Raw genomic sequence first — 15101 nt, forward strand, 5'->3', positions numbered from 1 at the left:
AAGAGGAAAAAATGGATAAAACCAAAAAAGCACAGGAAATGGTTCATCAAATTGATGAGCTTGATGTCGTGCGCTATTTAACGGAAAACCCTTATTTTTTTCTTCGTAATGCACAGCTGTTGGAGCAACTAAAAGTCCCACATGTTGTGCGAGAAGCGATTTCATTGCCTGAGTTAGTCATGAGCCGTCAACGGTTGAAAATCAAAGAGCTCGAACAAGATATTCGGTTTATGGTTGAGCAAGCTCATGAAAATGTAGAGCTTTTTGATGAGTTGTTAGTGTTGGTGATTGAAATGTCATCAGCAGAAAGTTTACAGCAAATGCTGTTAGCGCTAAACCGTTGGGCAAAAAAACTGGGTTTATCCGGTGCTCAGGTACGCTTGTTTAGTGACAGTTGGCATTTGTCTGCACCTTTGGATGCACATCAATTAGTTATCTCGCGTCGTGTTTTTGAACCCGTGAGGATTCAACGCTTTGGTGATAAGCGAAACTACCTCGGCCGGTTAAATGGCCCTGAAATCCAACTACTTTTACCTGATGCGTTAAATGTTGGCTCAGTCGCCATTTCATTGTTTGGTCATCATGGTGAATCAGGTATGGTCATTTTTACTAGCCGTGATCGTGAACATTATCAACATGGTATGGGAACGGTCATGTTGGAGAAAGTCGCTCAAATTCTACCGAGGTTATTATGCCAATGGATAGAACGCCTGTAAAAAACCAGCCGGAAGGGCTGATGAGCCAAATTGAGGCCTTTCTGTATTATCTGCGTGTTGAACGCCGGCTAAGTCCGGTTACTATTACTAACTATCGTCGCCAACTGAGCGTTATTGTGGAGATGTTAGCCTTATTAAATATCCACGAATGGCAAAAAGTAGATGCGACGATTGTGCGCAACATTGCGGCTAAAAGTCGCAAATCGGGTTTACAAGCAGCAAGTATGGCGTTGCGGTTATCATCGCTGCGTAGTTTTTTTGATTGGATGGTACACCAGGGGGAATTACCCGCAAACCCCGCAAAAGCAATCCATGCCCCTAAATCCAAAAAGCGCCTTCCTAAGAATATGGATGTGGATGAAGTCTCCCAACTTTTGAACATGGATAGTGGCGACCCTCTTGTTGTACGTGACCGAACGATGCTTGAAGTGATGTATGGCGCGGGGTTACGCTTATCTGAACTAGTCGGGCTAGATGTTCGCCATCTTGATTTAAATACGGGCGAAGTGTGGGTAATGGGGAAAGGGAGTAAAGAGCGCAGAGTGCCAATGGGTAAAACTGCGGTGAGTTGGCTACAACGTTGGCTTGAGATGCGAGAGCTCTATGACCCTGAAGATGACGCCGTTTTTATTTCAACCCAAAGCGGTAAACGTATTTCGAATCGGAACGTACAGAAACGTTTTGAGCAATGGGGAATAAAACAAGGGGTTAATAGCCACATTAATCCCCATAAATTACGCCACTCTTTTGCGACACATATCCTTGAATCAAGTGGGAATTTACGTGGAGTGCAAGAACTTCTTGGGCATGCAAATTTATCGACAACACAAATCTATACGCACCTTGATTTTCAGCACTTAGCAAACGTTTATGATGTGGCTCATCCGAGAGCAAAGAGGGAGAAACCTTAATGCATTTTTACCGTCCGTTATCACCCATTCTGGCGATCACGTTTGATTTGGATGACACGCTTTACGATAACCACCCAGTTATTGATAAAACGGAAGAAGAAGTTTTACGTTTTGTTCGTGAATATGATCCGCGCTTTAATCATTTTAGTAATGAAGATCTTTATGCTTTTCGCCGTCTTGTTGAAGAACAAGAGCCTGATATTTATCATGATATATCACGTTGGCGTTGGCTCTCTTCCAAAATGATGCTTTGCCATTATGGTTATTCGAAAGAAGCTGCACAAAAAGGGGCGGATGACATCATGGCGCATTTCACATATTGGCGAAATAGAATCGATGTCCCGAAATCCACCCATGAAACATTGTGCCAACTTGCAGAAAAAGTTCCGTTGGTGGCGATTACTAATGGTAACGCAGAGCCGGAAGCATGTGGGTTAGGCCAATATTTTCAATTTGTATTGAAAGCGGGGCCTGATGGGCGCTCAAAGCCATTTTGTGATATGTATCGTTTAGCAGCAAAGCGACTTGAAATTGAGCCACAATTTATTCTTCATGTCGGGGACAACCTGTTAACGGATGTTGAAGGTGCAATTAACAGCGGTATGCAAGCTTGCTGGATAAACACAGAACAAAAAACACTGATGGAAGAGAAAGAGGTGCGTTTATTACCGCATGTAGAAATTTCGCGGTTGGATTCTCTCTTATCATTGGTATAATTATTTCCTGTATAAAAATACAGTGGCAATAGCCATTGTTAATAACCTCACAGTGGTATTAACCACTGTTTTGCTTTGATGGTAACTATGGACGTCTCTTATCTGCTTGAAGGCCTTAATGACAAACAGCGCGAAGCGGTTGCTGCCCCGCGTACCAATTTACTTGTCCTTGCGGGGGCAGGTAGTGGTAAAACTCGGGTGCTAGTGCATCGAATTGCATGGCTGATGTCTGTGGAAAATGCTTCCCCATTTTCAATTATGGCAGTGACGTTCACGAACAAAGCGGCAGCAGAAATGCGCCATAGAATCAATCAATTGATTGGTACTAGTGAAGGCGGTATGTGGATAGGAACATTCCATGGCTTAGCGCATCGTTTATTACGCCAACATTATATGGATGCCAATTTACCGCAGGATTTTCAAATTCTCGATAGTGATGACCAATACCGTTTAATTCGTCGCTTACTTAAGGCGATGAATTTAGATGAAAAACAATGGCCACCACGTCAGGGTATGTGGTACATCAACGGTAAAAAAGATGAGGGTTTGCGTCCTCAGCACATTGAAGCTTACGGAAACCCAGTCGAAGCCACATGGCTAAAAGTATACCAAGCTTACCAAGAGGCCTGTGATAGAGCCGGACTGGTGGATTTTGCTGAGCTATTATTACGTGCCCATGAACTGTGGTTAAACAAGCCCCATGTACTACAGCATTATCGTGAGCGTTTTACGAATATTCTCGTCGATGAATTCCAAGATACCAATAATATCCAATATGCATGGATCCGTGTACTCGCTGGGGAAACTGGCAAAGTCATGATTGTTGGTGATGATGACCAGTCAATCTATGGCTGGCGTGGGGCTCAAGTAGAAAATATCCAGCGTTTTCTCAATGATTTTCCTGGTGCAGAAACTATCCGCCTTGAGCAAAATTATCGCTCGACGAATAATATATTAAAAGCGGCGAACGCATTGATCGCGAATAACAGTGACCGCTTAGGGAAAAATTTATGGACAGAAGGCGGAGATGGTGAACCCATTTCCCTCTACTGCGCTTTTAATGAGTTAGATGAAGCACGTTATGTGGTTGGGCGCATTAAACAATGGCATGAAAATGGTGGAGCCCTACAAGATTGTGCCATGCTGTACCGGAGTAATGCACAGTCTCGTGTATTAGAAGAGGCGCTCATCCAAGGTGCTATGCCATATCGTATTTATGGTGGGCAACGTTTCTTTGAACGCCAAGAGATTAAAGATGCACTTTCTTATTTAAGATTAATAGCAAATCGTAATGATGATGCTTCCTTCGAGCGGGTGGTCAATACACCAACACGTGGCATCGGAGATAGAACATTAGATACTGTTCGCCAAACTGCACGGGATCAACAACTAACATTATGGGAAAGTTGTGAGTACTTACTTCGCGAGCAGGTGTTGGGAGGTCGGGCAGCCGCTGCAATCGAGCGTTTCTTAGAATTAGTCGATGCATTAGCTAAAGAAACCCAAGACATGCCATTACACGTTCAAGCTGATCGAGTCATTAACGACTCAGGCCTACGAGCGATGTATGAGCAAGAAAAAGGCGAAAAAGCACAGGCTCGAATTGAAAACTTGGAAGAGTTAGTCAATGCAACCCGTGATTTCAGCTATCAAGACGAAGACCAAGACTTAATGCCATTGCAGGCTTTTCTTTCTCATGCAGCATTGGAAGCAGGAGATGGACAAGCGGATGTTAGTCAAGATGCCGTTCAATTGATGACTTTGCATTCAGCTAAAGGTCTAGAGTTTCCTGTTGTATTCATTGTGGGAATGGAAGAAGGTATGTTTCCAAGCCAAATGTCGATGGATGAAAGTGGTCGTCTTGAAGAAGAACGTCGCCTTGCTTATGTCGGTATTACCCGAGCAATGGAAAAACTGACTATCACCTACGCTGAAAGTCGTCGTTTATATGGCAAAGAAGTTTATCACAGGCCTTCTCGTTTTATCGGTGAGCTACCAACCGAGTGTGTTGAAGAAGTTCGTTTGCGAGCGCAGGTTTCAAGACCAGTTAGCCATCAACGCCTTGGTACCCCAATTAGCCAAAATGATTCGGGTTATGCATTAGGGCAGCGTGTAGTTCATCCTAAATTTGGAGAAGGCACGATTATTAACCTTGAAGGTAGTGGTGAACACTGTCGTTTACAAATCGCTTTCCAAGGCCAAGGAATTAAGTGGCTAGTGGCTTCATATGCGAAGCTTGAGAAACTGTAATAGACAAGTATAAATAAAGTAGAAATCTGAATAATATTTCTACTTTATTTATTTAAATGAAATATAGGTTTAATATAATTATAATTTGTTTTTATTATACAAATAATAAATTGGTCACTCCTTTGTCTTTAATATAAGATGAAAACGCAATATAGATATCAAATTATGTTTTTTAATTATATGAAAATCAAAGGGATTAATATGGAAATTGATTTTAATTTAAATAGTTATGATTTTAAAAAAATAGACTCGTTAATTTTTTCTGCTGAAAATCGTTTAAATAAAATTAAGAAGCTGAAGTCTTCATTAGTAATGAAAATTCAAGATGAATATGGTTATGAATATTTATCTGAAAAAACAAATGTAAATAGTGAAGTGACCGCTAAAATAGATGAGGTAAATAAAGCTATTAAATTTTTTGAAGGTAATTTACTAGCAATGAAAAATCTTGCTAGTAAATATAACAAGGAAAATATCGGTAATGAGATTTTATATTTTGAGGCTAGTGAGTTTTCTAAGTATAAAATAGAGTTGGAAATAAATAAGCAAAATAAAAATATTGGTGGTGACCATAAACTACTAGAAAGTATTTTTGTAATCAAAAAAATCCCTCATGAGACAAAAGAGGGTATGTTAAATAGTGAAAAATCTACTTTAGTAAAGATAAATAATGAAATAACCCATCTAAATACTTCGTTTAATAAAGTTAAAACAGGTATTGTATCTATCTCAATAAATTATCATAACGCTAAGCTAAAATCATTGAAAAATAGAGCATCTAAGTTACTAGAAGATGAACGAAAAATTGATTTACAGTTAGATAACATAGAAATTGAGACAATAAAAAATAAAAAAGAGATAGATGATGAAATTGAAAAATTTGTTTCGTCTATAAATGATTTGAAATCTCGTTCAGTACAGCTATTAAATAAAGGAAGAGCTTGGGGCTCCAGTTCGGTTGTTACTGATAAATATAGCCAAAAACAGATAGATGATTCGATGAGAATGTTAGAGGAAAAAGTTCATAAAAATGTAAAAGTATTTGATGAGCAATTAAATATGTTTAAAGGCCTAAGTGAGTTGAACGAACATAAAACTAATTCAGAAATAGAAGAAATAAGGTCATTACGTAGAAATATTTCATTGTATAGAGTAGAAAGCCCTAGCATAGCAAAAGATAAGCATGTATTAGATGAGTTAAGTAGGATAAGTAAACTACAGGAGTCCAATTTACTAAAAGTATTAGACGAATTAAATCAATATATTGATAAGCTAAATATTGAAATGGAAAAACAAGGCGAATTAGAAGTGAATTCAGGGCCTTTTAAAAATCATCTATCTTTAAATATTAAAAGATATAATGAAGAAATGCATAGCATTAAAGAAACTATCAAAGATGTTGAACTTCACTGGTCAATTCATTCTCAAAAAATGATTGAAAATCAAGATGGTAATACATTAGTTCAACCCGTAATTCAAAGCGAATTAATTTCAGAACGAATTACGGCTTTCCAATCGGCGGAGGAGGGGAATAGTGAAGTAAATAAAAACCTAGGGCAGGTAAGTCTTCTTAACCCAGTGGCACGTTGTTCTTGTGGTGGTATTGGAAGAACTGCATTCTGCTAAGTCAATCAATCGTTTAATTTGATTTTATAGTAAGCACTCAATATGGATGGAGTGCTTTTTTACTATGGAATGAGTATGTTATTTATGTAATTTTGAATCTCTTTTCTAGTTTACTCTATGATAACTATCACTATCTTTTTAGTGATTGACTTTGATATGCCGTATTAATCCTCAGGATTTGAGTTTTTAATTTTAAAGTTTCATCTCAATGAAGTATAAAATATTACCTAATTAACTTTTCTAAGACTCATCATGTCAATGGATAAACTTATTGATTCACTTTCCTCACAAGGTTGGTATGTGTGGGACGATTTCATGAGCCTGCAATATATACAAGCCATCAAAAATAGTATTCCAGATACCCTACAGGATGCACGTATTGGGCGCGGTGATACCTTACAAGGAAATAAAAGTATTCGTGCTGATCAAACTGTTTGGCTAGAACCTAAAATGGGGGAGCCTATCGTTAATTATCTCGATAAAATGGAGCAGGTTAGGCAAGAGCTTAACTGCCAGCTTTATCTTGGTCTGCGTGATTTTGAAACGCATTTCTGCCGTTATCCTAATGGTGGATTTTATAAAAAGCATGTTGATAACCCAAGAGGACAAGGGCGTCGCAAGGTAACCACTGTTTTGTATATGAATGAAACATGGCAAGCTGGAGATGGAGGTGAACTTGTTGTCTATGATAAAGAAAACAATCAATTGTTTGAATTGGAACCGCTTGCAGGTCGAATGATTTTTTTTATGTCTGAAGAATTTCCACATGAAGTGTTACCGACTCAACAAAAACGAGAAAGTATCGCAGGCTGGTTTTTAACAGAAAAATTACTCTAATCCGTTCAGGCTATTACCACCTCTTATTGAGGTGGCTGATAGAGATTCTTTCATATTTATAATATCTAATTAATATTATATTATTTCCTTTAAAATTTAAGATTAACTCTATTCAATTTAACTTGTTTTAATCGGTTATATCAGCCATTTTAACTTGTGATTTTTCAATGTACATATAAAAGGAGCTTGTAGATGAACAGCGTTGATAAATTTGGTTATGGTGATAAGCAGATTCAACAAGGAATGAGTATCATGGAATATGAAAAACAATTAGAGACAGCATTTAATAGCTTAATGAATAAAAATAAAGGCGATATTGTACCTATTAATTATGATGTTGATCATTCGTCACTAATACAAACAACAAATTGTTTTTCTTCACAAAAAGAATATAGTTTTATCATTGAGCCAAATTATTATATTGCTGAATGTCAATTTAATAATTCAATGTGTTATTTAGTGAATTAAGCATTGTCTGGGTAGTAAAGCACAAAACAGTAAGGTAGATATCTTAAATTATATACCACCTCTTATCTGAGGTGGTATTGTTTTATTTTAAACGTTTAAATTCATTTCCTGAAAAAGTCATTACCGCATTTCCTCTTTCAATTTGATAATGGGAATGATGACGTTGTTTATCCAGTTCATTAAGTTGCTGCGATTGATGTTCATTCAATTTCCATTGAATTAACTGTTTCGCAAGCTTTTTGTTAGCGTGCTGGCTGCGTTCAGATTGCACTTTGACAGTGATACCCGTAGCGACATGTTTTGCTCTAACCGCAGACGAGGTTTTGTTCACATGCTGCCCTCCAGCCCCCTGTGCTTTAGTAAATTCAAACTCAATTTCACTCTCTTCAATTGGTTTAATGGGAGAGAAACGGGTGACACTCAAAAACCAATTTTTACGTTTATGTCGTGGCCTAATTTGGCTTTGGCACTGCCATTGAATAGTGCCAGTCCATTTTTGGGATAGTATTTCTGCATTCTCGCCTTCCAATGAAATTAAGGCAGATTTTAGTCCATAGCGTGATGGGAAAAACTCAAGTGTATCGGCAATGACTGAAAGTTTTTTAGCCTCTTGGAAAAAACAAATAAGTGCTTTTTCCACCGCTATGCAACATTCTTCAGGCCCCTGCGCAGAGGAAAACTGTAATAATATCATTAGCAATCTCCACTGGTTTTATAGGTTATAACAGGTTTAAGACGCGCAACAACTTGGATGATGCCAATATTCACCATGCTTTCAATTACAGTATCAATAGATTTATAAGATTGAGGGGCCTCTTCGTAAATCAATTGTTTGTTTGCGCAGATAACACGACTACCTAATACCGTCCTTGATAATTGAGTCGGTGTATATTTATGTGATAAACGTCCTTTACACTCAGTTCGCATCCATTTCCGTCCAGCTCCATGAGCAAGAGAATTCAGACAAACTTCACTTGGTTGTGGAGAAACGAGATAACTGTAATCACCTCGAGAACCAGGGATAACGACTAGCCCGCGATCTGATGGTGTCGCTCCTTTTCTATGTATCCACCCTTCAATATCATTGATTTTACAGTATTCAACTAGGTTATGATTAAGGTCGAGTACGAGTTTACCCTTTGATTTTACTTGTTGCAGCATACGTAAACCGATCATTTGTCGATTTAGTTGGGCAAAATCCAATGCATTCTGATGAGCTTCCAGATAATCTTTTGCATCTTGAGTATTGTCTATAAGCCCATCATGACTATATTTTTCTACATGTTGGCGAAGGATTGATTGGCCTAAACCTCGAGAACCACTGTGAACTAACAACAGCAATTGTTGTTTGTTTAAACCACTTTCCTTGAACCATTCAGGGTTTAATATTTCATCGATAGCTTGAAATTCTGCAAAATGATTTCCGCCACCAATAGAACTTAATGATGACATAAAGTCATGTGATTGCATGTTATTTGGAACATGCTCTTCAAGCCATGACAAGGGCGCATGATCTGACATTTCAGAAAGTTGTTTTTCGAGTTTATCGAGGTTAACTTTCGATTTTTTAATATCAGTTTGGAACAGCGCCATTCCACAACCGATGTCATTACCAACTAGCGCAGGATAAAAGTGCTTGGTTGAGAAAAATGCCGCACCAATTGGGTATCCACGGCCTGGATGTAGGTCAGGCATGCCAACAACAGAGACCATATTAGGTAAGTTTGCGGTTGTTTGTAACTGTTGGATTGCTTTACTTTCAATCCATGTTGATTCTGTGGCGATATAGCTGACTTGCTGATCCACAGTATGTAAGGTATTGCCCATAAGCTATTAACTCATTTTTAATTGAAAAATAAGGTGAATTAGCAGGCAAAATTAAGAAAATAGATTAACTAACGAGAGTGGCTATTTCTGAGTGTGCCCGCAAAGAGTTTGATTAATTGTTGTCATGGTAAACCTCCTTGCAGTTAGTAGATGAATATAAAACGCTGCGGATACTAACGGTAACTTTTTTCTTTTGCAAGGGCTATTTTAAAGATAGCCGATTTTTAGCCTTTTTCTGAAACCAATATATAAAATCAATATATAAATTAATTAATATTATACAAACTAATAATTAGATAATTAAATTTATATTTTTATTTATTCCAATGGAATTGAGCGTGAGTGAAATATAAAAATTTGCTATCATTTGGGCGGGTGCTTGAGCCTTTCTGGTTCAAGCTTATTATGTTGGATAAAATGTTTGGATTAGAAATGGAAAAGCCCCGTTAGTTATTATTAACCAACGAGGCCCAAACCTAACCCGACAGTTAGGATTGTGCCTCTTAACCATTAAGAGGTCAAGGGAAATGAGCAAGTTCGCAGTGATTGCGTTTGTTTCAGCGTGTATTACCGTGTTTAGTATTTCAGTACTAATGCGAGACAGACTTTGTCTAATTGTCATTAGTCATGGAAATACAGTTGTTCAAACAACGTTTTCTTACGAAGAGTAATGTTGCTTTACGAGGGAGCGTATTCCCTCGTAATTTCCCGATTTAATTGTGTGTATTCAGGTTTGGAATTAAGTGCCCAATTAAAAACACCCCAAGATATTATTTAATCTTTGGGGTGTTTATTTAATTAGTTATCTAAATAAATAATTAAGCAATATGTACAGTTTTTCCACCAATAATTGTACGTAATACTTTTACATTTTCAATATCATCAGCAGGGATCTCAAATACATTGCGATCCAATACAATCATATCAGCAAATTTTCCAGCCTCTAATGAGCCGAGTACATCTTCACGGTGCTGTGCATAAGCAGAGTCAATGGTTGCAGAGCGCAAAACTTCAATTACCGTCAAGTCTCGGTCATTATCGAGTCTCGGTGCTTTTTGACCATTAATATCGCGGCCACGGCGTGTCGCTGCGACTTTTAAATCATACCACTCATCGAAATCATCGATTGGCCAGTCACTACCAAATGCAACAACCGCGCCAGCATCGACAAACTTAGCGATGGGTTCAAGTTGCTCAAAACGTTCATCACCGAGCATTTTTTTCTCAAAAGCCGCTAGCTCTGGAGTTGGGGCTGCCCACTGGAAAGATAAACAAGCGATGGTTTTTAAGCGCGCAAAACGGGCGTAATCATCCGCATGGACTAGTTCATTGTGAGCGAGTCCTGGGCGAATATCTTTTTCTGGGTGCGCTGCTCGCATTTTTTCAATCGCATCTAATACGATGGAAACGGCACCTTCGCCAACAGTATGCAAGTGAGGGTCATAGCCTGCTGCGGCAATTTTTTCCATTAATTCATCAAGAATTTCAGCTGTGAAATACAGGTCACCATAGTTATCCGTTTCTACCCAATTAGGCATGTCATCTGTGCCTTGATTAATGCGGTATGGCTGCAATAACGATGCTGTCATTGTTGGAAATTGCATGACACCATCAACAAACATTTTAATATTATTCAAGCCAATACCTGGGGTTGGTGTCCAATCAGCTTGGTGCCATTTTTTGGCAAATGCAACGGCTTTATCCACGGCTGCCGCTACTGAAGCAACATCTGGTGTTTCATCGGGGGTGATTTCACGAGCAGCTTGGAAACGGATCGTAAGGTCGCCACGTTGCTGTAATTGAGAAAAGGCTTCAAGCTGTTGTTCTGAAACGCGGGCATCCATCACCATAGTCACACCTTGCTGGTTAAGTACTTTCTGTACTAATTCAGCAACTTCAATTGCTTGGTCGTCACGAATTGAAGGAATGCTATCGGCAGCACGCATAGCGGGTGCATCTTCAAGGATGCCATTCAACTCACCGTTCTCGTATTTGCCAATTTTACCATCAGGTGGCTCAGGCGTGTCTTTAGTGATACCAAATAGTTCGAGAGCACGGCTATTGGCTAGCAATGTATGGCAGTCATTTGAAAATAATACGACAGGGCGTTTTGTATTGAGCTTGTCCATATCTTCACGATACATATCAACACCCGCCGGGATCATTCCTTGACGTAGCCATGCAGTGACTTTGAGCCAATCATTTTCCCCGGTACGAGGGTCTTTATCGAGGTGATCTTGTACACGCTCTAAAATTTGCTCGATAGTTAACGATTCATAATTTAAATGACAACCGAAGAGTTGAATACCGCCCCAAAAAGGGTGCATATGACCATCAATGATACCAGGCATCATCATTTTGCCTTCGAGATCGATACTCTCTGTTTCAGGGCCAACATACTGATGAAGTTCATCAGAAGTGCCTGTGGCAAGAATGTAACCATCACGAACAGCAACCGCATCGACAACGCGATTTTTATCATCCGCAGTATATATATAACCGTTAAAATAAATAACGTCAGCTAATTGATTATTCATTGTAAACCGTCTGTATCAGTGGTGCTTTGGTGGCACCAGAGCTAAAAAAACAACGGGGAAGGCAAGTGCTCCCCCGTAATCATTTATAAGACTTGAAATGCTTAGTTAATAATCATTTCAGTTTCATCGTCAGAGATTGCAGGTGGACGACGAGTAAAACCATGGGTCAGCAGTGCTAAGTAAATTGCTCCTGCGGCTAGCCACCATAAACCCACTTTAAAGGCTTCGCTATCAAGGCTTGTCCATAACCATAATGTTAGGATAACACCAATAGAAGGCATAATCAGGCAAGTGATAATTTTTGTATTATCCAGCGGTGCTTTACGGTCAATGTAAAAATGTTTAATGACCGATAAATTCACAAAAGTGAATGCAATTAAGGCACCAAAACTAATCATTGAGGCGACCATGCTGAGTGAAAGCACTAATGAAAGCAGTGATGCTAACGCAACAAAGATAATTGAGTAAACCGGTGTATTGAGTCTTGGATGCAGATAAGCAAACAGCGAACGTGGTAACACACCTTCACGGCCCATCGCATAGAAAATACGCACAATACTGGCTTGTGAGGTCATTGCCGAGGCAAATACACCGATAACATAAGCGGTGATAAAGCTAGAAGCCATCATCGCACCACCAACTTGTTTCATTACCGCAAGGCTAGCAATATCTGTGTTAGGAATGAAATCTTGCCACATCGGGTAAACCAAGTGCGCACCATAGGAAATGATGACAAATAGCGTACCTGCGATAAACACGGTGTATAGAATCGCTTTTGGTAACGCACTACGTGCATCTTTGGTTTCTTCTGCCATGGTGGAGATCGCATCAAAGCCAAGGAAGGCTAAGCAGAGTACCGCTGCACCAGCAAATAATCCTGATACTTGTTCTGACATTACCGTAATAGGTGCCAATAAAGCATCAGTATCCAATACAAATGAAGTTTTAAAACTCAAGTATAGGAACACTGCGATAAATACAAATTGCATTAAAATGATTAGCATATTCATTGAGGAAACTAATTTAATTCCCAAAATATTCATAATGCTAACAATTGTGATGGTACTGCAAATAATCACATACATTGGGATATCGGGGAACGCTTCATGAACAAAGATCCCAATTGCAATGTAGTTAATAATTGGCAGAAAGAGATAGTCGAGCAATTGTGCCCAACCCACTAAAAACCCGAGTGTGCCGCCAAAGGTTTTTTGCACGTATGAATAAGCAGATCCTGAAAGAGGAAGTGCGCTTGTCATGCGGCAATAGCTCATGGCGGTAAAAAAGACGGCAGCTAATGTAATTAAATAAGCGATAGGCAGATGGCCCTCACTCAATACAGTTACTTGTCCATAGGTGGTGAAAATTCCGAGTGGCACCATATAAGCCAGCCCGAAAAAAACTAACGCAGGAGTGGTCAGTACGCGTTTCATTTGAACGGTATTCTGTTGCATTTTTAAGCCCTTCCCAAAAGCCCTTAACAACGTTAACTCTGTCTGAATGCACAGGCCGAGTGAACCTAAAATGCAGCCGTACTCGTCATACTTCGAATCACAACGTTGTTGGCTTCACTCGTTCGCACTAGTCACATACTTTTGTATGCTCCTAGCGACTCTTTTGCTTGCCGCCTAGTTGTGTTTTCGAATTATTTAGAGTCTTAACGCTACATGGTTGTATTAAATTAAATCTTAGAACCGTCTGCATTCAATTTCAGAAAACCTCGCACCAGGACATTTTTAAAATGAAATGTCATCGTGCGCACTTTAATGAAACGTCAGTGATGAATCGGACCATCACCATCCGCTGGGGTGAATACAAGCGGCGTACAATATAATTACCAAGTTCCTATTAAGCAATCATTAATTGAAAAAAATAAACAACTACTTTTATTTCAAAGAGTTGTTTGATGGATGTGTTTATTAATTGAAGTGGATTTAAGATAAGTTAAATGATAGCCATTATGTATAGAAAATCAAGATGAATTTTTTCTGTTTAACTTATTGATTTTATGTGGTTAAATTTATTTTGTTACAATTGCGTATATATAGATAAGAACAAAAAGATTTAAATTAATTTTGATTTATCATGTGGTAGATAAAGAATTTACCACTTAATTAAATAGCCTATTTGCATTAATTAAATTAACTATTTGAGTTCCATATAATGAAACACCGACTTCGTTTAGAATATAAAACGAGAGTCGGTATTTAATATTAACGCTATTTACCGGCTATCTGAGTTTCTGTAAACAGTTAGCCATTATTTTTTTCTCAGTTTCTGCTGGGTATATAATGCATCTAATGTAAATAAAATTAATGCAACCCAGATAAACCCAAAAGTGACTAACAATTCAGGTGTCATAACTTCACCGTACACAAAGACGGCGAGTAAGAACATAATACTTGGCCCCATATATTGGAAAAAGCCTAGCGTTGAAAGCCTTAAATGGTTAGCTGCTTCTGTAAATAGTAACAATGGCACTGTAGTAATTACCCCGGCAGCAATCAGAAGTGCATTCAAATGCCAATCATTCATTGCCATATCACTCGTTGGACTATCTGCAAAAAATAATAAGAAGATAATCCCGACAGGAAGCAGCCAAAGTGTTTCGAATGTCATTCCTGTTTGTGCGTCGACCCCTAATTTTTTACGTAATAATCCATAGGTGGCAAATGTAACAGCTAAACTTAGCCCAATCACAGGCACTGAGCCAAATTGCCAAAGCTGGATCAATACACCTGTTAGTGCAAGACCAACAGCAATCCACTGCATGCGGCGAAAACGTTCTTGTAAGAATAGCATTCCAAACAGTACGTTAACTAGTGGGTTAATAAAGTAACCTAAGCTAGCTTGTAGCATATAACCATTATTAACTGCCCAAATATAAATTAACCAGTTACAAGCAATTGTCGTTGCCGTTACACCAAGAACTAATATTTTCTTTGGTTGCTTTAGTACTTGGCGAACATAACTCCAATGCCGTGAAACGGTTAATAATAAAATCATAAAGAAAAATGACCAAATAATACGATGAGTCAGGATTTCTTCTGCGGGCACTTCTTGGATGCTTTTAAAATAAATAGGTGCGACACCCCAAATAAAATAGGCGCCTAAGGCACATAACACGCCTTTGGTAGTATTTTGCTGGCTCATTGTTGGCTCTGAAATTGAATTAAAGACTAAAAAGATACTTATACAGAGAGACCGAGCCGA

The 15101-nt window shown here is 38.7% G+C and carries 13 protein-coding genes; 8 read left to right on the forward strand and 5 right to left on the reverse strand.

The window, feature by feature from the left end; genetic code table 11:
- Positions 1-11 precede the first annotated feature (11 nt).
- The 7 genes from PSF31_RS11760 (at position 12) to PSF31_RS11790 (ending at position 7524) form a co-directional block, all read left to right on the forward strand.
- Positions 12-716 (forward strand): DUF484 family protein, encoded by a 705-nt coding sequence (locus PSF31_RS11760; RefSeq protein ID WP_004906061.1) that lies wholly within the window; start codon positions 12-14, stop codon positions 714-716.
- A complete protein-coding gene (gene xerC / locus PSF31_RS11765) occupies positions 698-1627 on the forward strand; it encodes a tyrosine recombinase XerC (RefSeq protein WP_096864363.1) in 930 nt (309 codons plus the stop codon). Before PSF31_RS11760 ends, xerC begins: the two co-directional genes overlap by 19 nt.
- Positions 1627-2343, forward strand: a complete 717-nt coding sequence (gene yigB, locus PSF31_RS11770; protein WP_096864362.1) for a 5-amino-6-(5-phospho-D-ribitylamino)uracil phosphatase YigB — start codon at positions 1627-1629, stop codon at positions 2341-2343. The genes xerC and yigB overlap by 1 nt, the downstream gene beginning before the upstream one ends.
- 87 nt (positions 2344-2430) lie before the next feature.
- A complete protein-coding gene (uvrD, locus tag PSF31_RS11775) occupies positions 2431-4593 on the forward strand; it encodes a DNA helicase II (protein WP_036958803.1) in 2163 nt (720 codons plus the stop codon).
- 201 nt (positions 4594-4794) lie between these two features.
- A complete protein-coding gene (locus tag PSF31_RS11780; RefSeq protein ID WP_096864361.1) occupies positions 4795-6219 on the forward strand; it encodes a hypothetical protein in 1425 nt (474 codons plus the stop codon).
- A gap of 252 nt (positions 6220-6471) precedes the next feature.
- The gene (locus PSF31_RS11785; RefSeq protein WP_164560867.1) at positions 6472-7056 is read left to right on the forward strand and encodes a 2OG-Fe(II) oxygenase; all 585 of its coding nucleotides are present in this window, start codon (positions 6472-6474) and stop codon (positions 7054-7056) included.
- 192 nt (positions 7057-7248) lie between these two features.
- On the forward strand, positions 7249-7524 hold the full coding sequence (locus PSF31_RS11790) for a hypothetical protein (protein ID WP_096864360.1): 276 nt from the start codon (positions 7249-7251) through the stop codon (positions 7522-7524).
- An 82-nt stretch (positions 7525-7606) separates the two neighbouring features.
- On the opposite strand, the gene prfH is transcribed toward PSF31_RS11790, so the two are convergent.
- Both prfH and PSF31_RS11800 read right to left on the reverse strand, forming a co-directional pair.
- A complete protein-coding gene (gene prfH / locus PSF31_RS11795) occupies positions 7607-8218 on the reverse strand; it encodes a peptide chain release factor H (protein ID WP_096864359.1) in 612 nt (203 codons plus the stop codon).
- Positions 8218-9351 (reverse strand): RNA ligase RtcB family protein, encoded by a 1134-nt coding sequence (locus tag PSF31_RS11800; RefSeq protein WP_272683195.1) that lies wholly within the window; start codon positions 9349-9351, stop codon positions 8218-8220. Before PSF31_RS11800 ends, prfH begins: the two co-directional genes overlap by 1 nt.
- Before the next feature lie 527 nt (positions 9352-9878).
- On the opposite strand from PSF31_RS11800, the gene PSF31_RS11805 reads away from it, so the two are divergent.
- Entirely contained in the window at positions 9879-10022 is a 144-nt protein-coding gene (locus PSF31_RS11805) for a Hok/Gef family protein (protein WP_112308132.1), read from the forward strand.
- 147 nt (positions 10023-10169) lie between these two features.
- On the opposite strand, the gene PSF31_RS11810 is transcribed toward PSF31_RS11805, so the two are convergent.
- The 3 genes from PSF31_RS11810 to rarD form a co-directional block, all read right to left on the reverse strand.
- The gene (locus PSF31_RS11810) at positions 10170-11888 is read right to left on the reverse strand and encodes an amidohydrolase (RefSeq protein WP_096864357.1); all 1719 of its coding nucleotides are present in this window, start codon (positions 11886-11888) and stop codon (positions 10170-10172) included.
- 101 nt (positions 11889-11989) lie between these two features.
- A complete protein-coding gene (locus tag PSF31_RS11815; protein ID WP_096864356.1) occupies positions 11990-13342 on the reverse strand; it encodes an APC family permease in 1353 nt (450 codons plus the stop codon).
- 805 nt (positions 13343-14147) lie between these two features.
- Positions 14148-15041, reverse strand: a complete 894-nt coding sequence (gene rarD, locus PSF31_RS11820) for an EamA family transporter RarD (protein WP_004906041.1) — start codon at positions 15039-15041, stop codon at positions 14148-14150.
- Positions 15042-15101 lie beyond the last annotated feature (60 nt).

Source organism: Providencia sp. PROV156 (genome assembly GCF_028480905.1).
GTDB lineage: Bacteria > Pseudomonadota > Gammaproteobacteria > Enterobacterales > Enterobacteriaceae > Providencia > Providencia hangzhouensis.

Bases quoted from the DNA above. Each gene is read 5' to 3' on its own strand.
- PSF31_RS11760 (WP_004906061.1), top strand. From the start codon at position 12: ATGGATAAAACCAAAAAAGCACAGGAAATGGTTCATCAAATTGATGAG.
- xerC (WP_096864363.1), top strand. From the start codon at position 698: ATGGATAGAACGCCTGTAAAAAACCAGCCGGAAGGGCTGATGAGCCAA.
- yigB (WP_096864362.1), top strand. From the start codon at position 1,627: ATGCATTTTTACCGTCCGTTATCACCCATTCTGGCGATCACGTTTGAT.
- uvrD (WP_036958803.1), top strand. From the start codon at position 2,431: ATGGACGTCTCTTATCTGCTTGAAGGCCTTAATGACAAACAGCGCGAA.
- PSF31_RS11780 (WP_096864361.1), top strand. From the start codon at position 4,795: ATGGAAATTGATTTTAATTTAAATAGTTATGATTTTAAAAAAATAGAC.
- PSF31_RS11785 (WP_164560867.1), top strand. From the start codon at position 6,472: ATGTCAATGGATAAACTTATTGATTCACTTTCCTCACAAGGTTGGTAT.
- PSF31_RS11790 (WP_096864360.1), top strand. From the start codon at position 7,249: ATGAACAGCGTTGATAAATTTGGTTATGGTGATAAGCAGATTCAACAA.
- prfH (WP_096864359.1), bottom strand. From the start codon at position 8,218: ATGATATTATTACAGTTTTCCTCTGCGCAGGGGCCTGAAGAATGTTGC.
- PSF31_RS11800 (WP_272683195.1), bottom strand. From the start codon at position 9,351: ATGGGCAATACCTTACATACTGTGGATCAGCAAGTCAGCTATATCGCC.
- PSF31_RS11805 (WP_112308132.1), top strand. From the start codon at position 9,879: ATGAGCAAGTTCGCAGTGATTGCGTTTGTTTCAGCGTGTATTACCGTG.
- PSF31_RS11810 (WP_096864357.1), bottom strand. From the start codon at position 11,888: ATGAATAATCAATTAGCTGACGTTATTTATTTTAACGGTTATATATAT.
- PSF31_RS11815 (WP_096864356.1), bottom strand. From the start codon at position 13,342: ATGCAACAGAATACCGTTCAAATGAAACGCGTACTGACCACTCCTGCG.
- rarD (WP_004906041.1), bottom strand. From the start codon at position 15,041: ATGAGCCAGCAAAATACTACCAAAGGCGTGTTATGTGCCTTAGGCGCC.